20 protein-coding genes are annotated in these 23,873 nt (G+C 58.5%); 17 read left to right on the plus strand and 3 right to left on the minus strand.

All coding sequences use genetic code 11. The features are described 5' to 3' along the window. The first annotated feature begins 4 nt into the window (after positions 1–4). From iscU to sseB, 8 genes are all read left to right on the plus strand, one after another. Positions 5–391, plus strand: coding sequence for a Fe-S cluster assembly scaffold IscU (gene iscU / locus ABLV66_RS06675; protein WP_004866383.1), 387 nt, complete (start codon positions 5–7; stop codon positions 389–391). Between the two features lie 19 nt (positions 392–410). Then, complete coding sequence (iscA, locus tag ABLV66_RS06680) at positions 411–734, plus strand: iron-sulfur cluster assembly protein IscA (RefSeq protein WP_012540868.1); 324 nt, start codon at positions 411–413, stop codon at positions 732–734. A gap of 74 nt (positions 735–808) precedes the next feature. After that, the gene (gene hscB, locus ABLV66_RS06685; RefSeq protein ID WP_289577847.1) at positions 809–1,324 is read left to right on the plus strand and encodes a co-chaperone HscB; all 516 of its coding nucleotides are present in this window, start codon (positions 809–811) and stop codon (positions 1,322–1,324) included. Positions 1,325–1,339: 15 nt separating this feature from the next. Then, entirely contained in the window at positions 1,340–3,190 is a 1,851-nt protein-coding gene (gene hscA / locus ABLV66_RS06690; protein ID WP_047043413.1) for a Fe-S protein assembly chaperone HscA, read from the plus strand. Between the two features lies 1 nt (position 3,191). Then, on the plus strand, positions 3,192–3,527 hold the full coding sequence (gene fdx / locus ABLV66_RS06695; RefSeq protein ID WP_012540871.1) for an ISC system 2Fe-2S type ferredoxin: 336 nt from the start codon (positions 3,192–3,194) through the stop codon (positions 3,525–3,527). 1 nt (position 3,528) lies between these two features. Next, positions 3,529–3,729, plus strand: coding sequence for a Fe-S cluster assembly protein IscX (gene iscX, locus ABLV66_RS06700; protein ID WP_002913954.1), 201 nt, complete (start codon positions 3,529–3,531; stop codon positions 3,727–3,729). Positions 3,730–3,800: 71 nt separating this feature from the next. Then, complete coding sequence (gene pepB / locus ABLV66_RS06705) at positions 3,801–5,087, plus strand: aminopeptidase PepB (RefSeq protein ID WP_348876948.1); 1,287 nt, start codon at positions 3,801–3,803, stop codon at positions 5,085–5,087. Between the two features lie 94 nt (positions 5,088–5,181). Further along, the gene (gene sseB / locus ABLV66_RS06710) at positions 5,182–5,958 is read left to right on the plus strand and encodes an enhanced serine sensitivity protein SseB (RefSeq protein ID WP_047043418.1); all 777 of its coding nucleotides are present in this window, start codon (positions 5,182–5,184) and stop codon (positions 5,956–5,958) included. A gap of 72 nt (positions 5,959–6,030) precedes the next feature. Here sseB and ABLV66_RS06715 read toward each other — a convergent pair whose 3' ends face one another. The 3 genes from ABLV66_RS06715 to sseA form a co-directional block, all read right to left on the minus strand. Then, positions 6,031–6,873: a hypothetical protein gene (locus ABLV66_RS06715; protein WP_348876949.1), complete on the minus strand. Its 843-nt coding sequence runs from the start codon at positions 6,871–6,873 to the stop codon at positions 6,031–6,033. A gap of 99 nt (positions 6,874–6,972) precedes the next feature. Continuing rightward, a complete protein-coding gene (locus ABLV66_RS06720) occupies positions 6,973–7,623 on the minus strand; it encodes a DUF5066 family protein (RefSeq protein WP_348876950.1) in 651 nt (216 codons plus the stop codon). Positions 7,624–7,787: 164 nt separating this feature from the next. After that, entirely contained in the window at positions 7,788–8,645 is an 858-nt protein-coding gene (sseA, locus tag ABLV66_RS06725) for a 3-mercaptopyruvate sulfurtransferase (protein ID WP_045392728.1), read from the minus strand. 204 nt (positions 8,646–8,849) lie between these two features. Between sseA and ABLV66_RS06730 the strand changes: the two genes are divergently transcribed. The 9 genes from ABLV66_RS06730 to bamB all read left to right on the plus strand — a co-directional run bounded on the left by ABLV66_RS06730 (position 8,850) and on the right by bamB (position 23,855). Further along, the gene (locus ABLV66_RS06730; protein ID WP_348876952.1) at positions 8,850–13,793 is read left to right on the plus strand and encodes an alpha-2-macroglobulin family protein; all 4,944 of its coding nucleotides are present in this window, start codon (positions 8,850–8,852) and stop codon (positions 13,791–13,793) included. Further along, positions 13,794–16,118: a peptidoglycan glycosyltransferase PbpC gene (gene pbpC / locus ABLV66_RS06735; protein WP_348876953.1), complete on the plus strand. Its 2,325-nt coding sequence runs from the start codon at positions 13,794–13,796 to the stop codon at positions 16,116–16,118. Positions 16,119–16,278: 160 nt separating this feature from the next. After that, positions 16,279–16,710: a nucleoside-diphosphate kinase gene (gene ndk / locus ABLV66_RS06740; RefSeq protein WP_004866348.1), complete on the plus strand. Its 432-nt coding sequence runs from the start codon at positions 16,279–16,281 to the stop codon at positions 16,708–16,710. Positions 16,711–17,059: 349 nt separating this feature from the next. Continuing rightward, on the plus strand, positions 17,060–18,226 hold the full coding sequence (rlmN, locus tag ABLV66_RS06745) for a dual-specificity RNA methyltransferase RlmN (protein ID WP_348876954.1): 1,167 nt from the start codon (positions 17,060–17,062) through the stop codon (positions 18,224–18,226). A gap of 274 nt (positions 18,227–18,500) precedes the next feature. Then, positions 18,501–19,499, plus strand: a complete 999-nt coding sequence (gene rodZ / locus ABLV66_RS06750; RefSeq protein ID WP_348876955.1) for a cytoskeleton protein RodZ — start codon at positions 18,501–18,503, stop codon at positions 19,497–19,499. Between the two features lie 26 nt (positions 19,500–19,525). Beyond that, positions 19,526–20,647 carry a flavodoxin-dependent (E)-4-hydroxy-3-methylbut-2-enyl-diphosphate synthase gene (gene ispG, locus ABLV66_RS06755; RefSeq protein WP_015370324.1) on the plus strand — a complete coding sequence of 374 codons (1,122 nt, stop codon included), beginning with the start codon at positions 19,526–19,528 and terminating at the stop codon, positions 20,645–20,647. A gap of 89 nt (positions 20,648–20,736) precedes the next feature. Next, complete coding sequence (gene hisS / locus ABLV66_RS06760) at positions 20,737–22,011, plus strand: histidine--tRNA ligase (protein WP_015703166.1); 1,275 nt, start codon at positions 20,737–20,739, stop codon at positions 22,009–22,011. A gap of 34 nt (positions 22,012–22,045) precedes the next feature. Then, a complete protein-coding gene (locus tag ABLV66_RS06765; protein WP_045392715.1) occupies positions 22,046–22,666 on the plus strand; it encodes a YfgM family protein in 621 nt (206 codons plus the stop codon). A 10-nt stretch (positions 22,667–22,676) separates the two neighbouring features. Next, entirely contained in the window at positions 22,677–23,855 is a 1,179-nt protein-coding gene (bamB, locus tag ABLV66_RS06770) for an outer membrane protein assembly factor BamB (protein ID WP_045392712.1), read from the plus strand. The last annotated feature ends 18 nt before the right edge of the window (positions 23,856–23,873 follow it).

Below are 23,873 nucleotides of genomic sequence, written 5' to 3' on the forward strand. Positions count from 1 at the left end.
CATCATGGCATACAGCGAAAAAGTCATCGATCATTACGAAAACCCGCGCAACGTCGGCTCTTTCGACAACAGCGACGACAGCGTCGGTAGCGGTATGGTTGGCGCGCCGGCGTGCGGCGACGTCATGAAGTTGCAGATTAAAGTCAACAATGAAGGTATCATTGAAGACGCGCGCTTCAAGACCTATGGCTGCGGTTCCGCTATCGCTTCCAGCTCCCTGGTCACCGAGTGGGTGAAAGGTAAATCGCTGGACGAAGCGCAGGCTATCAAGAACACCGATATCGCCGATGAACTGGAACTGCCGCCGGTGAAAATTCACTGTTCTATCCTGGCGGAAGACGCGATTAAAGCCGCGATTGCGGATTACAAAAGCAAACGTGAAGCAAAATAATTAAGAGTTGAGGTTTGTTATGTCGATTACCTTAAGCGACAGTGCAGCAGCGCGAGTCAATTCCTTCCTGGCGAACCGCGGTAAAGGCTTTGGCCTGCGTCTGGGGGTAAGAACCTCCGGCTGTTCAGGCATGGCTTATGTACTGGAATTTGTTGACGAGCCGGCGGCAGAAGACACCGTGTTTGAAGACAAAGGCGTGAAAGTCGTGATCGACGGCAAGAGCCTGCAATTCCTCGACGGCACTCAACTGGACTTCGTCAAAGAAGGTCTCAACGAAGGGTTCAAATTTACCAACCCGAACGTGAAAGATGAGTGCGGTTGCGGCGAAAGCTTTAACGTATAATCGGTAATCCCCAACCCCACCGCGGTCACGCCGCGCGTGGGGTTTTAGTTTAGATGCATGACCCTGAGGTTACTATGGACTATTTCACCCTCTTCGGGTTACCAGCCAGCTATACCCTCTCGCTCGAACAACTGGCTGTCCGGTATCAGGATCTGCAGCGCCAGTACCATCCGGATAAATTCGCCAGCGCGCCCGCTGCGGAACAGCTGGCTGCGGTTCAGCACTCCGCCACCATTAACCAGGCATGGCAGACTCTGCGCCATCCGCTGACCCGTGCGGAATATATCCTTTCGCTGCACGGCTTTGACCTCGCCAGCGAGCAGCACACCGTACGCGACACCGCGTTCCTGATGGAACAGCTGGAACTGCGCGAAGAGCTCGATGAAATCGGCCAGGCGAAAGACGAAGCGCGGCTGGAAACCTTTATCAAACGGGTAAAAGCGCTGTTTGATACCCGCCATCAACTGATGGTTGAACAATTGCAAAACGAGACCTGGGATGCGGCGGCTGATACTGTACGCAAGCTCCGTTTTCTCGATAAACTGCGCAGCAGTGCTGAAGAACTCGAAGAAAAACTGCTCGACTTTTAATTTTCGGAAGCAATTATGGCCCTATTACAAATTAGTGAGCCTGGTCTGAGCGCCGCGCCGCATCAGCGTCGATTGGCGGCAGGTATCGACCTTGGCACCACCAATTCTCTGGTTGCTACCGTGCGTAGCGGCCAGGCCGAAACTCTGCCCGACCATCAAGGCCGCTACCTGCTGCCGTCGGTCGTGAACTACCACGCCTCGGGGCTGACCGTCGGCTATGAAGCCCGGCTCAATGCCGCTCAGGATCCGGTGAACACCATCAGCTCGGTGAAGCGGATGATGGGGCGTTCCCTCGCCGATATTCAAACCCGCTATCCGCATCTACCGTACCAGCTGCAGGCCAGTGAAAATGGACTGCCGATGATTCAAACCGCCGGCGGCCTGCTGAACCCGGTACGGGTCTCCGCCGATATCCTGAAAGCCCTTGCCGCCCGCGCCACTGAAGCGCTGGCAGGCGATCTCGACGGCGTGGTCATTACCGTTCCGGCCTATTTCGATGACGCTCAACGTCAGGGAACCAAAGACGCGGCGCGTCTGGCGGGCCTGCACGTGCTGCGTTTGCTCAATGAGCCGACCGCGGCGGCTATCGCCTACGGCCTCGATTCCGGTCAGGAAGGGGTGATTGCGGTCTACGATCTCGGCGGCGGCACCTTTGATATCTCCATTCTGCGCTTAAGCCGCGGGGTGTTTGAAGTGCTGGCGACCGGCGGTGATTCCGCTCTCGGCGGCGATGATTTCGACCATCTGTTGGCCGACTATCTGCGTGAGCAGGCGGGCCTTAGCGACCGTAGCGATAACCGTCTGCAGCGTGAGCTGCTGGATGCCGCCATTGCGGCGAAAATCGCCCTGAGCGATGCCGATGTGGCGCACGTTGAGGTAGGCGGCTGGCAGGGCGATATCAGCCGTAGCCAGTTTAACGATCTGATTGCCCCACTGGTAAAACGTACCCTGATGGCCTGCCGTCGCGCGCTGAAAGACGCCGGCGTTGAAGCGCAAGAGGTGCTGGAAGTGGTAATGGTCGGCGGCTCCACCCGCGTGCCGCTGGTGCGTGAGCGCGTTGGCGAATTTTTTGGCCGTACCCCGCTGACCTCTATTGACCCGGACAAAGTCGTCGCCATTGGCGCGGCGATTCAGGCGGATATTCTGGTCGGCAACAAACCGGACAGCGAACTGCTGCTGCTTGATGTTATCCCGCTGTCGCTTGGGCTGGAAACCATGGGCGGTCTGGTAGAGAAAGTGATCCCGCGTAATACCACCATTCCGGTGGCCCGCGCGCAGGAGTTTACCACTTTCAAAGATGGTCAAACGGCGATGTCTATTCACGTGATGCAGGGTGAGCGTGAGCTGGTGCAGGATTGCCGCTCGCTGGCGCGTTTTGCGCTGCGCGGTATCCCGGCGCTGCCGGCGGGCGGGGCGCATATTCGCGTGACCTTCCAGGTTGATGCCGACGGTCTGCTGAGCGTCACGGCGATGGAAAAATCGACCGGCGTGGAAGCCTCAATCCAGGTGAAACCGTCTTATGGCCTGACGGACGGCGAAATCGCCAACATGATTAAAGATTCGATGAGCTACGCCGAACAGGATATCCAGGCGCGTATGCTGGCTGAACAGAAAGTCGAAGCCGCTCGCGTACTGGAGAGCCTGGAAAGCGCGCTGGCCGCCGACGCCGCGCTGTTAAGCGCCGCAGAGCGTCAGGCTATCGATGCCGCCGCGGAGCAAGTTCGCGCCGCCGCGGCAGGCGAAGATGCAGACGCGATTAAAGAAGCCATTAAAAATATCGACACACAAACCCAGGAATTCGCCGCACGCCGCATGGACCAGTCGGTCCGCGCTGCGCTGAAAGGCCAATCCGTGGACGAGGTTTAAAATGCCAAAAATTGTTTTTCTGCCCCACCAGGACCTGTGTCCGGATGGCGTAGTTGTGGAAGCTGAGAGCGGTGAAACCATTCTGGATGCGGCGCTGCGTAGCGGTATCGAGATTGAACACGCCTGTGAAAAATCCTGTGCCTGCACCACCTGCCACTGCATCGTGCGTGAAGGTTTTGACTCGCTGGCGGAAAGTAGCGAAGATGAAGACGACATGCTGGACAAAGCCTGGGGGCTGGAACCTGACAGCCGTCTGAGCTGCCAGGCGCGCGTCACCGACGAAGATCTGGTCGTTGAGATCCCGCGTTATACCATCAACCACGCACGCGAGCACTAATATGGCACTGAAATGGACCGACAGTCGCGAAATCGGCGAAGCCTTGTATGACGCTTACCCGGATCTCGACCCGAAAACCGTTCGCTTTACCGATATGCATCAGTGGATTTGCGATCTGGAAGAGTTCGATGACGACCCAAACGCATCCAATGAAAAAATTCTGGAGGCGATTCTGCTAGTCTGGTTAGACGAAGCAGAATAATTTTCGCCTCAAGCGGAAAAATTTTAACGGGCTGCCATAGGGTGGCCCGTTTGTTAATAAGGATAAAGATAATGACCGAAGCCATGAAGATTACGCTTTCTACTCTGCCTGCCGATGCGCGCTGGGGAGAAAAAGCGACCTGGAGTATCAATAACGACGGTATCGCCTTACATCTCAATGGTAAAGACGACCTGGGGTTAATCCAGTGCGCGGCGCGCAAAATTGACGGCATGGGTATCAAGCACGTCGCCCTGAGCGGCGAAGGCTGGAATACCGATCGCGCCTGGGCCTTTTGGGCCGGCTATAAAGGGCCGAAAGGTCAGCGCCAGGTCGAATGGCCAACCCTTGACGATGCGCAGCGCAGCGAGCTGGATAACCGCCTGACGATTATCGATTGGGTTCGCGACACCATCAACGCGCCGGCAGAAGAGCTGGGGCCAGAACAGCTGGCCCAGCGCGCCGTCGATCTGCTGTGCGGCGTGGCGGGCGAAAAGGTCAGCTATCGCATCACCAAAGGCGAAGATCTGCGTGAGCAGAACTATCTTGGCCTGCATACCGTTGGCCGCGGCTCCGAGCGCCCGCCGGTCCTGCTGGCGCTGGACTATAACCCGACCGGCGATAAAGACGCGCCGGTATACGCCTGTCTGGTTGGCAAGGGCATCACCTTCGACTCCGGCGGCTACAGCATCAAGCAAAGCGCCTTTATGGACTCGATGAAATCCGACATGGGCGGCGCGGCCACCGTGACCGGCGCGCTGGCTTTCGCTATTACCCGCGGTCTGAACAAACGTGTGAAGCTGTATCTGTGCTGCGCGGATAACCTGATTAGCGGCAACGCCTTCAAGCTTGGCGATATCATTCATTACCGCAACGGTAAAACCGTTGAAATCATGAATACCGACGCCGAAGGCCGCCTGGTGCTGGCGGATGGCCTGATCGATGCCTCGGCGCAGAAGCCGCAGCTGATCATCGATGCCGCCACCCTGACCGGCGCGGCGAAAACCGCGTTGGGTAACGACTACCACGCGCTGTTCAGTTTTGACGACGCGTTGGCGAATCGCCTGCTGGCGAGCGCGCAGGCGGAAAATGAAGCCTTCTGGCGTCTGCCGCTGGCCGAATTCCACCGCAACCAGCTGCCGTCTAACTTCGCGGAACTGAACAACACCGGTAGCGCGGCGTATCCGGCCGGCGCCAGCACTGCGGCGGGCTTCCTGTCCCACTTCGTGGAAAACTACCACCAGGGCTGGCTGCACATCGACTGCTCCGCGACGTACCGCAAAGCCGCGGTAGAGCAGTGGTCGGCGGGCGCGACGGGTCTTGGCGTGCGTACTATCGCTAATTTGCTGACGGCTGAGTGATGGCCTTGCCGGGTAGCGTTACGCTTACCCGGCCTGGAAAACCGTAGGCCCGCGCGGACGTAGCGCCGCCGGGCGATTTTGAAGTAGCGAATCTATGTCTGATACTAAAAATGAATTAGAAACATTGCTGGAGAAGGCGGCGACCGAGCCTGCTCATCGTCCGGCATTTTTCACCGCACTGCTTGAGGCAACCGTGTGGGTGCCGGGTAGCGCGGCGGACGGTGAGCAGGTTGTCGAAGATAGCGCCCTCGATCTCCAGCATTGGGAAAAAGATGACGGCACGTCGGTCATACCGTTCTTCACCTCGCTGGAGGCGCTACAGCAGGCGGTAGAAGAGGAACAGGCCTTCGTGATGATGCCAGCGCGCACGCTGATGGCGATGACGCTGGGCGAATCGCTGTTCCTCAACCCGAAGTTGCCGAGCGGCAAAGAGTTCACCCCGCGAGAAATCAGCCATTTGCTGGGCGAAGAGGGCAGTCCGCTCAGTACCCAGACGGTTCTGGAAGGCGGCGAAGCGCTGCTGCTGTCTGAGGTCGCCGAACCACCGGCGCAGATGGTGGATTCGCTGACCACGCTGTTCAAAACGCTGAAGACCGTCAAGCGGGCGTTTCTGTGCTCGATTAAAGAGAGCGCCGACGCGCCGGCCAACTTGTTGATCGGTATTGAAGCGGAAGGGGATATTGAATCCGTTATCCAGACCACCGGCAGCGTGGCCACCGATACCCTGCCTGGCGATGAACCTATCGATATTTGTCAGGTGGTAGAAGGCGAGAAGGGCATCAGCCACTTTATGATTGCCCATATCACGCCGTTCTATGAAAAGCGCTGGGGCAGCTTCCTGCGCGATTTCAAGCAGAACCGGATTATCTGAAAGCGGGGGCGTTAGCCCCCGCTGTGTTTTTTTATGTCTTCTGCGCGAGGCCGAAAATCGGGTTTGCAAAGGTCAATGCAGGGCGGCAAAGATCCGCGGATAGGCTGACACCATGTTATAGATAAGGAATCCCGTCACGCACAGCGTAACAATGCCGTTGAAGAGCGCCATATCACCGCGCCAGGCCCGACACCTCTTTTCGCCCAACAGAGAACGTATCGCTGCCACCAGCCCGCCGACCAGTATTAACGCCAGTAACACGCCTGCCATCTGCGCGATAACAATGTACCAGCCTAACGGTGTGTTCACGCCGCGGGCGCTCATTAGCGCGATCTGTGCAGGCAAAATCGTCTGGCACCCCAGCGTGAGTATCATGAGAAGGTGCAGGTCCGCCAGCTGAGCATGAGACGTGTGGGTCAGGCGTCGGGCATCACGCAGCAGCAGTACGCCTGACGCCACCGCAGCGGCAACGCTAACGTGCTGGAGAAAAAAGATATATAACGCCAGAGTCCCGGAGCTGACCCTGGACAAAAAGAAAAGATTGCAAAAGACAATGACCAGCAGGCCAAATTTCATGCTCCAGGCGCGTAATATCTCGCCCGGCCAGCGGCGGTATGGCGATGGGCTATGCAGCATCCATGCGGCAAGGGTCGATTTACCGTATCCGGGAGCAAGCAGCACCATCAGAAAACCCAGCAGCGCCTGATGGAAATAGGTTATCAACGGAACTTGTTCCAGAGTGACTCCGAGAAAGCGGGTATAAACGGAAACCGGCGCAGGAACCAGGCTTAACCATGCCCGGTTCCATTCCGGCCAAAAATAAAGAATGATGCCGCCCGCCAGCAGGCCGGTTATGCCTCCCAGCCAGGGCAGGCGAGATGAATCAGCAGAATGTGGGGTGGAGACTAATGCCATTTTCACTCCTTGTGGTGACATCAGGTTACGGAAAAGGCGCTCTCCTGGAGTAGCCCCGGCGGCGCGCGTTAACCTCGCCATCCGAGGCGAGACCGTGAATTAGTCAGGGCAGCCTTCAAGCCTGGCGTAAAGATCCTCATGAATATATTCCAGCTCCAGCAAGGCGCCATCGCGTGCCTCGTTGAGGGCTTGCTGGCGCTGCCATTCGTCATGGCTCTCTTCCTCATCGGTAAAGACCCCTTGCAGATATTCAATCAGTGACGATTCCGCCAGCCAGAGGTCATTCTCTTTACCTTCGAAGCGGACGACAGGATATTCACCCTGTTCATCACGCTCGGTGACATAGATAAATACCTGCTGATCGCCGGAATGGCTGATGCGAATCAGGGCAGGAAGACGCGGATCGTCGTTCCAGATTGGCGTCAGCTCTTCAAAGTCCAGCCCGGCCATATCAAGACCATTCATGTAATAAGCATCTTCATCCAGCGAGTCGGAAAGCAGGACGCCATGTTCATCAATTGAGTCCACAACCGATTCCAGCACCAACTGACCGTGGTGGCTTTTCAGTTGACAATCGTAGGCCAACAGCGCTTTCAAACTGTCCGGAAGCGCCACGGTTTCGCTATTTTGCGGATCGCGGTATTTCCTGACCCGCAGGCGCTCCACCTCATCTTCCGGCATAGGTTTAGGAGAGGGATTGCGATTGTGCTTTTTTACGACATCCATGAGGTTCTGTAATGAAAAGGCCATTATTCAATTTCCTTATAAATTGGGTGGCGGTAGAGCAAATTCGGCAGGTACAAATCCTGCGGCAGGGTAGAGTAACCGGTTTATCGAGAAGCAGAAGAAAGGGGCGGGGAAAATCAGAAATTATTTAGGGACTGCGGGAGGGGGGACCCGCAGTCACGACGCGTTTACTCAGCGGCAGGGGTCGGCTCGATCGGCAAATCCGTTCTCGCGCCCCATTCGCTCCATGAACCATCGTACAGGCACACGCCGTTGACGCCGAGGGTGGTCAACGCCAGTACCACCACTGCTGCCGTAACCCCGGAACCGCAGCTGGCGATAATCGGTCGCGCAAAATCAACGCCCTGACGCGCAAAAATATCGTTCATCTCATCGACGGTTTTCAGTTCGCCATTAATCACCAGCTCGGTCCACGGGACGTTAAGCGCGCCGGGGATATGCCCGCGGCGTAAGCCTGGACGCGGTTCATCCGCCAGGCCGTTAAAACGCGCCGCCGGGCGGGCGTCTACGATCTGCGCCGATCCTTCATGGCTGACCAGCAGCACATCGGTTAAGCGTTTGATCACCTCAGGATCGAAGTTCACCTCAAATTCGCCTTCCGGCAGGTCCGGTTCGCCTTTTTCCAGCGGCAATTCGTCGCGACGCCAGCCTTCGAGGCCGCCGGCGACAATCGATACCTTTTCGACGCCGAAGGTGCGTAACATCCACCAGGCGCGCGGCGCTGAGAAGAGATTGCCTTCGTCATACACCACCAGATGCTTATCGCTGCTGACGCCAAGCTCGCGCATTGCTACGGCGAAAGTTTCCGCCCGCGGCATCATATGCGGCAGCGGGCTGGTGTGGTCAGACAGCGCTTCGATATCAAAAAAAACCGCGCCGGGGATATGCCCGTCGCGGTATTCCGCCGCCATATCGCGCAGCGCTTCCTGACCTGCCGGCGCCATCCGCGCATCCAGAATTTGAATCTGCGGGTCATCAATATGTTCCGCCAGCCAGTCGGCGGCGACAAAGAATGAGGTGGACATGAGTGCCTCCGTTTTATTATCGATCAATGAATTGTCGGCGTTTTATAAAGGGCTGACAAGTTAAGGACGCGGGAGTGGGGAGGCGGTCACGGAGTTTCCCGATTCATAGGCGGTTTCTATGCTGGTAGCTGTTGAGAATCGCCGCGATGACGCATAATAGAACGTTATTGATTGCATCAGGCTCTGGGCCTAGGGGTTAGAAGGATGAAACCATTTCGTTTAGCGGCGCTATCGTTGGCGCTCCTTACCGCACTATCATTAAGCGGCTGCGATAACAGCGGTGAACCGCAGGCCGTATCGGCGGCCGACAAAGGCGCTGCCGATAGCGCGAAAAAACCGGATAGCGCCCAGCTGGCGACGTTAAAAGAAAAAAGCCAGGGCAAGGCGCTGACGGTGCTCGACGCTTCTGAAGTGCAGCTCGACGGCGCGGCGACGCTGGTGCTGACTTTCTCCATTCCGCTCAAGCCGGATCAGGATTTCTCCCGCAGCGTCCATCTGGTCGATAAGAAAAGCGGCAAGGTTGACGGCGCATGGGAGCTGGCGCCGAATCTCAAAGAGCTGCGTCTGCGCCATCTCGAGCCAAAGCGTGAATTGATCGTCACCGTTGATCCAACGCTCATTGCCCTCAATGACGCCACCCTCGGCAGCCCTTTTGAAAAAACCATCGCCACCCGCGATATCGCGCCGAGCGTCGGTTTCGCCAGTCGCGGCTCGCTGCTGCCGGGGAAAGTGGTCGCCGGGCTGCCGGTGATGGCGCTGAACGTCGACAATGTCGACGTCAATTTCTTCCGGATTAAGCCGGAATCACTTTCAGCCTTCGTCAGTCAGTGGGAATACCGTAACTCGTTAAGCAATTGGGAATCTGATGAACTGTTGAAGATGGCCGATCTGGTTTATAGCGGACGCTTCGATCTCAACCCGGCGCGGAATACCCGTGAAAAGCTGCTGCTGCCGCTTACCGACATCAAGCCGCTCCAGCAGCCGGGCGTCTATGTGGCGGTGATGAACCCGGCGGGTCATTATAGCTACAGTAACGCGGCAACGCTGTTCACCCTCAGCGATATTGGCGTCTCGGCGCATCGCTACCACAACCGGCTCGATGTCTTCACCCAGAGCCTCGAAAATGGCGCCGCGCAGTCGGGAATTGAAGTGCAACTGCTAAACGCCAAAGGGCAGACGCTGGCGCAGGCGAAAAGCGATAGCCTGGGCCATGTTACTCTGCAAACCGACAAAGAAGCGGCGCTGCTGCTGGCGCGTAAAGACGGGCAGACTACGCTGCTTGACCTTAAACTGCCGGCGCTGGATCTGGCGGAATTCTCCATCGCTGGCGCTCCTGGCTTCAGTAAACAGTTCTTTATGTTTGGCCCGCGCGATCTCTATCGCCCGGGGGAAACGGTTATTCTTAACGCGCTGTTGCGCGACGGCGATGGTAAACCGCTGGCGGAGCAGCCGGTGAAGCTGGAAGTGGTGCAGCCGGATGGCCAGGTGATTCGCTCTGTGATGAGCAAACCGGTCAATGGCCTGTATCAGTTTACTTATCCGCTCGACAGCGGCGCGGCCACCGGTATGTGGCACATTCGCGCCAGCACCGGCGATAATCAACCCCGCGAGTGGGATTTCCACGTCGAAGACTTTATGCCCGAACGCATGGCGCTGAATCTGACACCGCAGTCCGCGCCTATAGCCCCGGATGCCGACGTCGCCTTTAGCGTCAGCGGCGCCTATCTCTACGGCGCGCCGGCCAGCGGCAACCAACTGCAGGGCAAACTGTTCCTGCGCCCGCTGCGCGACGCCGTCGCGGCGCTGCCGGGCTTCCAGTTCGGCGATATCGCGGAAGAAAACCTCTCCCGCAGCCTGGACGAAGTTCAGCTGACGCTGGATGAAAAAGGCCATGGGGAAGTGACGACTTCGAGCCAGTGGCAGGATAGCCACTCGCCGCTGCAGGTGGTGTTGCAGGCCAGCCTGCTGGAATCAGGCGGCCGTCCGGTGACCCGCACCGTACAGCAGCCGATCTGGCCTGCCGAGGCGCTGCCGGGGATCCGCCCGCAATTTACGCTGAAGGACGTCTACGACTACCGCACCGATACCACGGTGAAACAGCCGGTGGTGGATGAAAACAGTAACGCCGCTTTTGACATCGTCTATGCCGACGCGAAAGGCGAGAAAAAAGCGGTCTCCGGTCTGCAGGTGCGGCTGATCCGCGAGCGGCGCGACTACTACTGGAACTGGTCCGATAGTGAGGGCTGGCAGTCGCAGTTTGATCAAAAAGATCTGCAGGAGGGCGAAACGTCGCTGGATCTGCAGGCCGGGCAGACCGGCAAAGTAAGTTTCCCGGTGGAGTGGGGCTCGTATCGTCTTGAGGTGAAGGGGCCGGACGACGTCGTCAGCAGCGTGCGCTTCTGGGCAGGCTATAGCTGGCAGGATAACAGCGAAGGCGCCGGCGCGGCGCGTCCTGACCGCGTGACGATGAAGCTCGACAAACCAGGCTACAAACCGGGCGACACCATCAAGCTGCATATTGCCGCTCCGGCGGCGGGTAAAGGCTACGCGATGGTGGAATCCAGCGAAGGGCCGCTGTGGTGGCAGGAGATTGACGTCCCGGCGGAGGGCATGGAACTGTCGATTCCGGTCGATAAAGCCTGGAATCGCCACGACCTCTACCTCAGCACGCTGGTGGTTCGCCCCGGCGATAAATCGCGCTCGGCGACGCCGAAACGCGCGGTCGGCTTGCTGCATCTGCCGCTGGGCGATGAAAACCGCCGTCTGACGCTGGCGCTGGAGGCACCGGACAAAATGCGCCCGAATCAGCCGCTGACGGTGAAAGTGAAGGCCAGCGTCAAGGAGGGCGAGGTGCCGAAACAGGTTAACGTTCTGCTCTCGGCGGTGGATAGCGGGGTGCTGAATATTACCGATTACGCCACGCCGGATCCGTGGAACGCCTTCTTCGGCCAGAAGCGCTACGGCGCGGATATTTATGACATCTATGGTCAGGTAATCGAAGGGCAGGGGCGTTTAGCCAGCCTGCGCTTCGGCGGCGATGGCGACGAGTTGAAACGCGGCGGTAAACCGCCGGTTAATCACGTGACGATCGTCGCCCAGCAGGCGCAGCCGGTGGTGTTGAATGACCAGGGCGAAGGCACGGTGACGTTGCCCATCGGTGATTTTAACGGCGAGCTGCGGGTGATGGCTCAGGCGTGGACGGCAGATGACTTCGGCAGCAGCGAAGATAAAGTGGTGGTTGCCGCCCCGGTTATCGCGGAACTGAATACCCCGCGCTTCCTTGCCAGCGGCGACGCCACGCGTCTGGCGCTGGATCTCAGTAATCTGACCGACAAACCGCAAACCCTGCAGGTGCATCTTACCGCCAGCGGGTTGGTCACGTTGACCGATGGCCAACTGCCGCCAGTACAACTGGCGCCGGGCGCCCGCAGCACGCTGTTTATACCGGTGACCGCGTTAGCGGGATTCGGCGATGGTCAGGTCAATGCCACCATCAGCGGCCTGAATCTGCCGGGCGAAACCTTCGCGCCGCTGCAAAAGCAGTGGAAAATCGGCGTGCGTCCGGCATTCCCGGCCCAGACCGTCAATAGCGGCGCGGTGCTACAACCTGGTGAAAGCTGGCAGGCGCCGGCGGCGCAGAGTCAGGGGTTCGCCCCGCAAACGCTGCAGGGCCAACTGCTGCTCAGCGGTAAACCGCCGTTGAATCTCGCCCGCTATATTCGCGAGCTGAAAGCCTATCCTTACGGCTGCCTTGAGCAGACCGCCAGCGGCCTGTTCCCTTCTCTGTACACCAGCGCGGCGCAGCTAAAAGCGCTGGGGATCAGCGGCGATAGCGATGAGAAACGCCGCGCGGCGGTCGATGTTGGTATCTCGCGCCTGCTGCAGATGCAGCTGGAAAACGGCGGCTTTGCGCTATGGGATAAAGAGGGCCCGGAAGAGTACTGGTTAACCGCCTACGCCATGGACTTCCTCGTCCGCGCGGGCGAGCAGGGCTATAGCGTGCCGGTCAACGCCCTTAATAAGGGCAACGAGCGCCTGCTGCGCTATCTGCAGGAGCCGGGTTTGATGACCGTGCGCTACAGCGACGATGCGCAGGCCAGCCGCTTTGCCGCTCAGGCCTACGCCGCGCTGGTGCTGGCGCGCCAGCAAAAAGCGCCGCTCGGCGCCTTGCGTGAAATCTGGAGCCGTCACGAACAGGCGCGATCCGGACTACCGCTGCTGCAACTCGGTATTGCGCTGAAAACCATGGGCGATGCGCCGCGCGGCGATGAGGCCATGAAGCTGGCGGTTGCCACGCCGCGCCAGGATGAGAATCGTTGGCTGGGCGATTACGGCAGCCAACTTCGCGATGATGCGCTGAAACTGGCGCTGCTGGAAGAGAACAAGCTGCTGCCGGAGGTACAAAATCAGCTGTTGGGCAGCTTGTCGGAAGAGGCCTTCGGTCAGCGCTGGCTGTCGACCCAGGAAACCAACGCGCTGTTCCTTGCCGGGCGTACCCTCGCCGACCTGCCGGGCAACTGGCAGGCGCAAACCTCGCTGCAGGCGCAGCCGCTTGCCAGCGACAAAGCGCAAACCCGCAATCTCGACGGCGATCGGCTGGCGGCGCTACAGGTGACGAATACCGGCAATCAGCCGCTGTGGCTGCGTCTCGATAGCAGCGGTTATCCGCAAAGCGCGCCGCAGCCGGGCGGCAACGTGTTGGGGATTGAACGCGCCATTTTCGATACTCACGGACAGCAGAAATCGCTGACCTCGCTGCGTAGCGGCGAACTGGTGCTGGTCAAGCTGGAGGTGACCGCCAAACGTAACGTTCCTGACGCGCTGGTGGTCGATCTGCTGCCGGCGGGCCTTGAGCTGGAAAACCAGAACCTGGCCAATAGCAGCGCCAGCCTGCAGGAGAATGGCGAAGCGGTACAAAATCTGCTTAACCAGATGCAGCAGGCGGATATTCAGCATATCGAGTTCCGCGACGACCGCTTTGTCGCCGCAGTCGCCATTAATGAAGGTCAGCCGGTGACGCTGGTCTATCTGGCGCGGGCGGTGACGCCTGGCACCTATCAGGTTCCGCAGCCGCAGGTGGAATCGATGTATGTACCGCAGTGGCGGGCAACAGGGGCGGCCAGCGGCCCGCTTACCGTTACGCCGTAAATGCGTGCATTACCTCGCATAAAACGCCGCTGGCGCTGGCTGGCGGCGTTTATTTTTCTGTCGTGGCTGGCGCTATTGGCGGCCGACCGTCTGTGGCCGCTGCCGCTGCATGAAGTCACTCCTGCCCGCGTGGTGGTGGCGGAAGACGGCACGCCGCTGTGGCGCTTTGCTGACGCGCAGGGCGTCTGGCGTTACCCGGTGGCTATCGCTGACGTTTCGCCGCGCTATCTGCAGGCGCTCATTCAGTATGAAGACCGTTGGTTCTGGAAACATCCGGGGGTCAACCCCTTCGCGGTGCTGCGCGCCGCCTGGCAGGATCTTACTTCCGGGCGGCTGATATCTGGCGGCAGCACCCTCACCATGCAGGTGGCGCGTCTGCTCGACCCTCATCCGCGCACCTTTGGCGGCAAGCTACGCCAGCTATGGCGGGCGCTGCAGCTGGAGTGGCATCTGTCAAAAAGCGAAATTCTTACCCTGTATCTGAACCGCGCGCCGTTTGGCGGCACCCTACAGGGGATCGGCGCGGCCAGCTGGGCTTATCTCGGCAAACCGCCCGCCCAGCTCAGCTACGGCGAGGCGGCGCTACTGGCCGTGCTGCCGCAGGCGCCGAGCCGTTTACGCCCGGACCGCTGGCCGCAGCGGGCCCAGGCCGCTCGCGATAAGGTGCTGGAGCGGATGCTCAGCCAGGGCGTCTGGCCGCAACGGGCGGTACAGGAAGCGATGGAAGAGCCGGTGTGGCTTTTCCCGCGGCAGATGCCGCAGCTGGCGCCGCTGTTTGCGCGCCGGGCGCTGGCGACAAGTCGTGATGAAAAGGTGACGACAACGCTCGATGCCGGGCTCCAGCGGCAGCTTGAAGATCTGGCGATGAACTGGAAATCACGTCTGCCGCCGCGCAGCTCACTGGCGATTGTCGTCGTCGATCACACTGACATGAAAGTCCGCGGCTGGGTGGGTTCGGCGGATATCCGCGACGATAGCCGCTTCGGCCACATTGATATGGTCTCGGCGGTGCGCTCGCCGGGTTCGGTGCTGAAACCCTTTATCTACGCGATGGCGATGGATGACGGGCTGATTCACCCGGCATCGCTATTACAGGATGTGCCGCGGCGCTTTAGCGATTATCGCCCCGGTAATTTCGACAGCGGGTTTCATGGCCCGGTGAGCGCCAGCGAGGCTCTGGTGCGTTCGTTGAATCTGCCGGCGGTGCAGGTGCTCGAGGCCTATGGACCCAAACGCTTTGCGGCTAATTTACGCAATGCCGGCCTTCCCTTGATGTTGCCCGCCGGCGCTGAACCGAATCTGTCGCTGATCCTCGGCGGCGCTGGAGCGCGGCTGGAAGATATTGTCGCGGCGTACGGCGCTTTCGCCCGTCATGGCAAAGCGGCGCGGTTGCGCATGAAACCCGACGACCCGCTGGTGGAAAGGGCGCTAATGTCGCCAGGCGCGGCGTGGATCACCCGGCGGATATTGGCAGGCGAAGCCCAGCCGTTACCCGATGCGTCGCTGCCGCAAGCGGTGCCGCTGGCGTGGAAAACCGGCACCAGCTACGGTTATCGCGATGCGTGGGCGGTAGGCCTCAACGCGCGTTACTTGATTGGCATCTGGACCGGACGGCCAGACGGTACGCCGGTGGTGGGGCAGTTTGGTTTTGCCAGCGCCGTGCCGCTGTTAAACCAGGTCAATAATATGCTGCTGGCGCGTCCGTTAATGAGCCGCGGCGGGCTGCCGGTCGACCCGCGTCCGCCGTCGGTCAGCCGCGGCACTATCTGCTGGCCCGGCGGGCAGGATCTGCCGGTTGGCGATAGCAACTGCCGCCGGCGCTTAGCCAGCTGGCTTCTGGATGCCAGCCAGCCGCCGACGCTGCTGTTGCCGGGTCAGGAGGGTGTGCGCGGTATCCGCTTCCCGGTGTGGCGTAACGCAGCAGGAGAAAGGGTCGCCGCGGATTGTCCGGGCGCGACAGAAACTTCTGTTGATGTCTGGCCGCTACCGTTAGAACCCTGGCTGCCGGTTAGCGAGCGCCGCCGGGCGCGGCTGGGCACGGCATCGAAGGCGTGTCCGCCGCTGCAGACTCAGGATGCCGCGCCGCTGGTGCTTTCCGGCATTCGCGAAGGGGCGGTAATAAAACGGCTCCCGGGCGAGGCGCGGGTGATGTTACCCGTGCAAACGAGCGGTGGAGAAGGGCGGCGCTGGTGGTTTATTAACGGTGAACCGTTAGAGGCAGCAGGCGCAAGAACGATAATTACGCTCGATAGGCCCGGCGAGTGGCAACTGGTGGTAATGGATGAGGCGGGGCAAACGGCGGCCGCCAATTTCACCCTACAATAAACAGGGTAAATCTGTTGTTGGCGGTTTGTGTTGCTAATACTCATCTTATTTTAACAAAATGTTACCTTCGTCCGTAGGCATCGCCGACGTTGCTCATTATAATGCGCGCCAGGCCATACGATCGTATGTGCAACAACAGAACATTTAATTAGAGGTAATCATGGCTATTGAACGTACTTTTTCCATCATCAAACCAAACGCGGTGGCAAAAAACGTTATTGGCAGCATCTTTTCTCGCTTTGAAGCTGCAGGGTTCAAAATCGTCGGCACCAAAATGCTGCATCTGACCGTTGAGCAGGCTCGCGGCTTCTATGCTGAGCACGAAGGCCGTCCGTTCTTCGACGGTCTGGTTGAGTTCATGACCTCCGGCCCGATCGTGGTTTCCGTACTGGAAGGCGAAAACGCGGTTCAGCGTCACCGTGACCTGCTGGGCGCGACCAACCCGGACAACGCCCTGGCCGGTACCCTGCGCGCTGACTACGCTGACAGCTTCACCGAGAACGGCACCCACGGTTCCGACTCTGTAGAGTCTGCTGCTCGCGAAATCGCGTTCTTCTTTGCTGAAGGCGAGGTTTGCCCGCGTACTCGCTAATCTCCTGCGTCTTTCACGCCACAGCTTTGTTGGCTTCATTCGCGCACCCCGGTCACATAGTTATCTATGCTCCCGGGGATTTGCGAACTCGCCGCCTCGCTGTGACCTGAAATACTTTGGAGATACGACCCTCGTCTTTTCGACCGTCGCGGCGTGGCCTGACAATCGAAAAGCCTTAGAGGATTGAGCAGTCAGTTACAGATTTTTTTATCATTGCTTTGTGCAAACGTGGCAATGATGCGCCAGAATTTGTAGAATATAGCGCCCCCGGACGAGCAGTCGCTCTCCGGGGCGTTTCTTTTTCAACCCACCTGGGGCCATAACGTGTAATAACGAGGCCGGAAAAATTATGTCTGAACAAATTGTCACACCTGATACCGCCGCTCTGACGGTGCCGAATAAAGATGCCAAAATCAACCTGCTGGATTTAAACCGTCAGCAGATGCGCGAGTTTTTCAAAAACATGGGCGAGAAGCCTTTCCGCGCCGATCAGGTGATGAAATGGATGTATCACTACTGCTGCGATGACTTTGATGAAATGACCGACATCAACAAAGTCCTGCGCGGCAAACTGAAGGAAGTCGCCGAGATCCGCGCGCCGGAAGTCGTTGAAGAGCAGCGCTCCAGCGACGGCACCATTAAGTGGGCGATTGCCGTTGGCGATCAGCGCGTTGAAACGGTCTACATCCCGGAAGAAGACCGCGCCACGCTGTGCGTTTCTTCACAGGTTGGCTGTGCGCTGGAATGTAAATTCTGCTCCACCGCTCAGCAAGGCTTCAACCGTAACCTGCGCGTTTCCGAAATTATCGGCCAGGTCTGGCGCGCGGCGAAAATCGTCGGCGCGGTGAAGACTACCGGCGTACGTCCAATTACCAACGTGGTAATGATGGGTATGGGCGAGCCGCTGCTGAACCTCAATAACGTCGTTCCGGCGATGGAAATCATGCTGGATGATTTCGGTTTTGGTCTCTCCAAACGTCGCGTGACCTTGTCCACTTCCGGCGTGGTGCCGGCGCTGGATAAACTCGGCGACATGATCGACGTTGCGCTGGCGATTTCTCTGCACGCGCCGAACGACACCATCCGCGACGAAATTGTACCGATTAACAAAAAGTACAATGTTGAGACCTTCCTGAACTCGGTGCGCGGCTATATTTCGAAGTCCAACGCCAACCAGGGCCGCGTGACTATCGAGTACGTCATGCTGGATCACGTCAACGACGGTACCGAGCACGCCCACGAACTGGCGGCGCTGCTGAAAGATACGCCGTGCAAGATCAACCTGATCCCATGGAACCCGTTCCCGGGCGCGCCGTATGGCCGTAGTTCTAACAGCCGTATCGATCGTTTCTCCAAAGTGCTGATGGAATATGGTTTCACCACCATCGTGCGTAAAACCCGCGGCGACGATATCGATGCTGCCTGTGGCCAGCTGGCGGGCGACGTAATTGACCGTACTAAACGTACGCTGCGTAAGCGTATGCAGGGCGAAGCGATCGACGTGAAAGCCGTCTGATAAGTTATGCAGCGCACAGCTTTCGCTGCGCGCTGCATAAATATGTCGAATTGCCAGGCGAAATACGCTGATTCGGTTAATAATTACGGTGCGTTTTTGTCGACTTTGAGGCAGTATGTAGCGGTACAACAACCGCTTAGCATTCAATATTGATAAGTCTCTGTGATAGTCGCCCGGACAGCCTTATACTGTCGGTTGACGTTGAGCAGTGTCTCGCGGCGCAGGCTCTTTCCCGCGCTGAACTTTAAATTTCACGTACCAGTAGTTGTAGCGAATGAATACTGAAGCCACTCAAGACCATCAAGAAGCAAACTCTACGGGCGCGCGCCTGCGTAATGCCCGCGAACAACTCGGACTCAGCCAGCAAGCGGTGGCTGAACGCTTATGCCTGAAGGTTTCCACGGTTCGTGATATTGAAGAAGATAAGGCGCCAGCCGATCTCGCTTCGACCTTCCTGCGCGGCTATATCCGTTCCTACGCTCGCCTCGTACATATCCCGGAAGAAGAACTGCTGCCGATGATGGCGAAGCAAGCGCCAATTCGCGCCGCCAAAGTGGCGCCGATGCAGAGCTTCTCGCTGGGTAAACGTCGTAAAAAACGCGACGGTTGGCTGATGAGCTTTACCTGGCTGATTTTGTTTGTGGTTATCGGCCTGAGCGGCGCATGGTGGTGGCAAGACCACAAAGCGCAGCAGGAAGAGATCACCAGCATGGCCGATCAATCCTCCAGCGATCTGAACAGTAGCGATAGCGGCAGCCAGTCAATTCCGCTGGACACCGGTTCGGCGAATAACGCGCCGGATACGACGGCAGCCAATACCAATAGCGCGCCGGTCGATAACTCGACTGCGCCAGCCGCGAGCGCGCCAGCGGCTACCTCCGCGCCGGCGGATAACAACGCCGTGGTCGCCCCTTCGCAGGCGAACGTCGATACCGCCGCCACCGCGCCGGCTGCGCCAGCCCCGACCTCCGCATTGCCTACCGATCAGGCCAATGCCGCAGCGGCGGCTTCCGCTCAGGATCTGGTAATGAACTTTAGCGCCGATTGCTGGCTGGAAGTGAGCGATGCGACCGGTAAAAAACTGTTCAGCGGTCTGCAGCGTAAAGGCGGGAACCTGAACCTGAGCGGTCAGGCGCCGTATAAGCTGAAAATCGGCGCCCCGGCTGCGGTACAAATCCAGTATCTGGGCAAACCAGTCGATTTGAGTCGTTTTATCAGAACTAACCAGGTTGCGCGTCTGACCCTTAATGCCGAACAATCACCGGCGCAGTAACAGACGGGTAACGCGGGAGATTTTTCATGCATAACCAGGCTCCGATTCAACGTAGAAAGTCCAAACGCATTTACGTTGGTAATGTGCCGATTGGCGATGGGGCTCCCATCGCCGTACAGTCGATGACCAATACTCGCACCACCGATGTGGCCGCGACGGTAAATCAAATTAAAGCGCTGGAGCGCGTGGGCGCGGACATCGTCCGCGTTTCCGTCCCGACGATGGACGCAGCGGAAGCTTTCAAGCTCATCAAACAGCAGGTCAACGTCCCGCTGGTCGCCGATATCCACTTTGACTACCGTATCGCGCTGAAAGTCGCGGAATATGGCGTTGATTGCCTGCGCATCAACCCAGGCAACATAGGTAACGAAGAGCGTATCCGCATGGTCGTGGACTGCGCGCGCGACAAAAACATTCCTATCCGCATCGGCGTCAACGCCGGTTCGCTGGAAAAAGATCTGCAGGAAAAATACGGCGAGCCGACGCCGCAGGCGCTGTTAGAGTCCGCCATGCGTCACGTCGATCATCTCGATCGTTTGAACTTCGATCAGTTCAAAGTTAGCGTAAAAGCTTCTGATGTCTTCCTCGCCGTTGAATCCTATCGCCTGTTGGCGAAGCAGATCGATCAGCCGCTGCATCTCGGGATCACCGAAGCCGGCGGCGCGCGTAGCGGCGCGGTAAAATCCGCGATCGGTTTAGGTTTGCTGCTGTCTGAAGGGATCGGCGATACCCTGCGCGTGTCGCTGGCAGCCGATCCGGTGGAAGAGATCAAAGTCGGCTTCGATATCCTGAAGTCGCTGCGCATCCGTTCCCGCGGTATTAACTTTATCGCTTGCCCAACCTGCTCGCGTCAGGAGTTTGACGTCATCGGTACGGTGAACGCGCTGGAGCAGCGTCTGGAAGATATCATCACTCCGATGGATGTTTCGATCATCGGCTGCGTGGTTAACGGCCCAGGCGAAGCGCTGGTTTCTACCCTCGGCGTCACCGGCGGCAACAAGAAAAGCGGCCTGTATGAAGACGGCGTGCGCAAAGACCGACTGGACAATAATGACATGATCGACCAGCTGGAAGCGCGTATCCGCGCGAAAGCCACCATGCTGGATGAAGCGCGTCGTATTGAAGTTCAGCAGGTTGAAGCAAAATAACGTGTTGGGAAGCAATACGCTTCCCGTGTATGATTGAACCTGCGGGCGCAAGGCGCCGGGGTTCATTTTTATATATAAAGAGAATAAACGTGGCAAAGAACATTCAAGCCATCCGTGGCATGAACGATTATCTGCCGGGCGAAACCGCTCTCTGGCAGCGCATTGAAGGCTCACTGAAGCAGGTGCTTGGTAGCTACGGTTACAGCGAAATTCGTTTGCCGATTGTAGAGCAGACCCCGTTATTCAAACGCGCGATCGGCGAAGTGACCGACGTGGTTGAAAAAGAGATGTATACCTTCGAAGACCGCAATGGCGATAGCCTGACGCTGCGTCCGGAAGGAACGGCGGGCTGCGTACGTGCCGGCATCGAACATGGTCTGCTGTACAATCAAGAACAGCGTCTGTGGTACGTGGGGCCGATGTTCCGCCACGAACGTCCGCAGAAAGGACGCTACCGTCAGTTCCATCAGATTGGCGCGGAAGTCTTTGGCCTGCAGGGCCCGGACATCGACGCCGAGCTTATCATGTTGACCGCGCGCTGGTGGCGCGAGCTGGGCATTTCCGATCACGTCAGCCTTGAGCTGAACTCCATCGGTTCGCTGGAGGCGCGTGCCGCCTATCGCGACGCGCTGGTTGCCTATCTGGAACAATTTAAAGATAAGCTTGATGAAGACTGCAAACGCCGCATGTATACCAACCCGCTGCGCGTGCTGGACTCTAAAAATCCGGAAGTACAGGCGCTGCTGAACGATGCGCCGGCGCTGGGCGATTATCTGGACGACGAGTCCAAAGAACACTTCGCCGGTCTGTGCGCGCTGCTCGACGCGGCCGGAATTCGCTATACCGTCAACCAGCGTCTGGTGCGCGGGCTTGACTATTACAATCGCACCGTATTTGAGTGGGTCACCACCAGCCTCGGTTCGCAGGGCACCGTCTGCGCCGGCGGCCGTTACGACGGTCTGGTTGAGCAGCTTGGCGGTCGCGCGACGCCGGGCGTTGGCTTTGCGATGGGCCTGGAACGTCTTGTTTTGCTGGTTCAGGCAGTCAATCCGGAATTTAAAGCCGATCCTGTTGTCGATATATACCTGGTAGCCTCCGGTACCGATACTCAGTCCGCAGCAATGCGTCTGGCTGAGCAGGTTCGCGATGCGCTGCCCGGCGTTAAGCTGATGACTAACCACGGCGGCGGTAACTTTAAAAAGCAGTTCGCTCGCGCTGACAAGTGGGGCGCGCGCGTCGCGCTGGTGGTTGGTGAGTCAGAAATTGCTGACGGAAACGTGGTAGTGAAGGATTTACGCTCAGGTGAGCAAACTACCGTAACGCAGGATAGCGTTGCCGCGCATTTGCGCACACTTCTGGGTTAATTTCCCGGAAACCATTAGTCAGGAGAAGGACTGCGTGGAAACTTTCAACAACGAAAACGAGCAGGTCGACGCCCTCAAGCGTTTCTTTGCCGAGAACGGTAAAGCGCTGGCCGTCGGGGTGATTTTAGGGATCGGCGCGCTGGTTGGCTGGCGCTACTGGACTTCCCATCAGCTGGATTCGGCCCGGGATTCCTCTCTGGCCTACGAAAATGCCATTTCCGCGCTGAAATCGGGTACGCCTGAAACGCTGACCGCGGCGGAGAAATTCGCCGCCGACAGTAAAAACACCTATGGCGCGTTCGCATCGCTGGAGCTCGCGCAGCGTCTGGTCGACAAAAACGATCTGCAGGGCGCGGAGAAGCAGCTGCAACAAGGGCTGACTGCCGCCTCCGATGATAACCTGAAATCGGTTATCAATATGCGTCTGGCCCGCGTACAGCTGCAGCTCAAGCAGCCGGATGCGGCGCTGAAAACCCTGGAAGGCATTAAAGGCGAAGGCTGGACCGCTATCGTCGCCGATTTGCGAGGTGAAATTCTGCTGAGCAAAGGCGACAAGCAGGGCGCCCGCGCGGCCTGGGAAGCAGGCGTGAAAAGCGATGCATCGCCAGCGCTCAGCGAAATGATGCGTATGAAAATAAATAATTTGTCCATCTGAGAGGGACTCGATGCAATTGCGTAAATTACTTTTGCCAGGGCTGCTTTCCGTCACCTTACTGAGCGGTTGCTCGCTGTTTAACAGCGAAGAAGACGTGGTGAAAATGTCACCGCTGCCGACGGTGGAAAACCAGTTTACGCCGTCCACGTCCTGGAGCACTTCAGTTGGCGATGGTATCGGTGATTTCTATTCCAACCTGCACCCGGCGTTTGCTGACGGCGTTGTGTATGCGGCTGACCGTAAAGGCACCGTGAAAGCGCTGCACGCTGAAGACGGAAAAGAAGTCTGGTCGGTGAACCTGGCGGAAAAAGACGGCTGGTTCTCGCGCGCCCCGGCGCTGCTCTCCGGCGGGCTGACCGTTTCCGGCGGCCACGTTTATGTTGGTACTGAAAAGGCGCAGCTGTTCGCGCTGAATACCAGCGACGGTACCGTTGCGTGGCAGAGCCGTGTTGCGGGTGAAGCGATTTCTCGTCCGGTCGTTAGCGATGGCATGGTACTGGTGCATACCAGTAACGGTCAGCTGCAGGCGCTGAACGAAACTGACGGCGCGGTAAAATGGACCGTGAACCTGGACATGCCGGCGCTCTCCCTGCGCGGTGAATCCGCTCCGGCCACCGCTTATGGCGCGGCAATTGTCGGCGGCGATAACGGCCGCGTCAGCGCCGTGCTGATGCAGCAGGGGCAGATGATTTGGCAGCAGCGTATTTCTACGGCTACCGGCCCGACTGAGATCGACCGTCTGAACGACGTTGACACCACGCCGGTTATCGTTAATGGCGTTGTTTATACGTTGGCTTATAATGGCAACCTGACCGCGCTTGATCTGCGCAGCGGCCAGATTATCTGGAAACGCGAACTGGGTTCAGTGAACGATTTCATCGTTGACGGCAATCGTATCTATCTGGTCGATCAGAATGACCGCCTGCTGGCGCTGACCACCGATGGCGGCGTAACGCTGTGGACCCAGAGCGATCTGCTGCACCGTCTGCTGACCGCTCCGGCGCTGTATAACGGCAGCCTGGTGGTAGGCGACAGCGAAGGCTACATGCACTGGATCAATCCGGAAGACGGCCACTTTGTGGCGCAGCAGAAAGTCGATAGTTCCGGCTTCCTGACCGACCCGGTTATCGCCGACGGTCGCCTGCTTATCCAGGCCAAAGACGGTACGCTGTATTCAATCACGCGTTAACTCGCGCGGTAGTATCGC

It is taken from the genome of Klebsiella sp. CN_Kp073, assembly GCF_040065495.2.
GTDB lineage: Bacteria > Pseudomonadota > Gammaproteobacteria > Enterobacterales > Enterobacteriaceae > Klebsiella > Klebsiella aerogenes.

Bases quoted from the DNA above. Each gene is read 5' to 3' on its own strand.
- iscU (WP_004866383.1), top strand. From the start codon at position 5: ATGGCATACAGCGAAAAAGTCATCGATCATTACGAAAACCCGCGCAAC.
- iscA (WP_012540868.1), top strand. From the start codon at position 411: ATGTCGATTACCTTAAGCGACAGTGCAGCAGCGCGAGTCAATTCCTTC.
- hscB (WP_289577847.1), top strand. From the start codon at position 809: ATGGACTATTTCACCCTCTTCGGGTTACCAGCCAGCTATACCCTCTCG.
- hscA (WP_047043413.1), top strand. From the start codon at position 1,340: ATGGCCCTATTACAAATTAGTGAGCCTGGTCTGAGCGCCGCGCCGCAT.
- fdx (WP_012540871.1), top strand. From the start codon at position 3,192: ATGCCAAAAATTGTTTTTCTGCCCCACCAGGACCTGTGTCCGGATGGC.
- iscX (WP_002913954.1), top strand. From the start codon at position 3,529: ATGGCACTGAAATGGACCGACAGTCGCGAAATCGGCGAAGCCTTGTAT.
- pepB (WP_348876948.1), top strand. From the start codon at position 3,801: ATGACCGAAGCCATGAAGATTACGCTTTCTACTCTGCCTGCCGATGCG.
- sseB (WP_047043418.1), top strand. From the start codon at position 5,182: ATGTCTGATACTAAAAATGAATTAGAAACATTGCTGGAGAAGGCGGCG.
- ABLV66_RS06715 (WP_348876949.1), bottom strand. From the start codon at position 6,873: ATGGCATTAGTCTCCACCCCACATTCTGCTGATTCATCTCGCCTGCCC.
- ABLV66_RS06720 (WP_348876950.1), bottom strand. From the start codon at position 7,623: ATGGCCTTTTCATTACAGAACCTCATGGATGTCGTAAAAAAGCACAAT.
- sseA (WP_045392728.1), bottom strand. From the start codon at position 8,645: ATGTCCACCTCATTCTTTGTCGCCGCCGACTGGCTGGCGGAACATATT.
- ABLV66_RS06730 (WP_348876952.1), top strand. From the start codon at position 8,850: ATGAAACCATTTCGTTTAGCGGCGCTATCGTTGGCGCTCCTTACCGCA.
- pbpC (WP_348876953.1), top strand. From the start codon at position 13,794: ATGCGTGCATTACCTCGCATAAAACGCCGCTGGCGCTGGCTGGCGGCG.
- ndk (WP_004866348.1), top strand. From the start codon at position 16,279: ATGGCTATTGAACGTACTTTTTCCATCATCAAACCAAACGCGGTGGCA.
- rlmN (WP_348876954.1), top strand. From the start codon at position 17,060: ATGTCTGAACAAATTGTCACACCTGATACCGCCGCTCTGACGGTGCCG.
- rodZ (WP_348876955.1), top strand. From the start codon at position 18,501: ATGAATACTGAAGCCACTCAAGACCATCAAGAAGCAAACTCTACGGGC.
- ispG (WP_015370324.1), top strand. From the start codon at position 19,526: ATGCATAACCAGGCTCCGATTCAACGTAGAAAGTCCAAACGCATTTAC.
- bamB (WP_045392712.1), top strand. From the start codon at position 22,677: ATGCAATTGCGTAAATTACTTTTGCCAGGGCTGCTTTCCGTCACCTTA.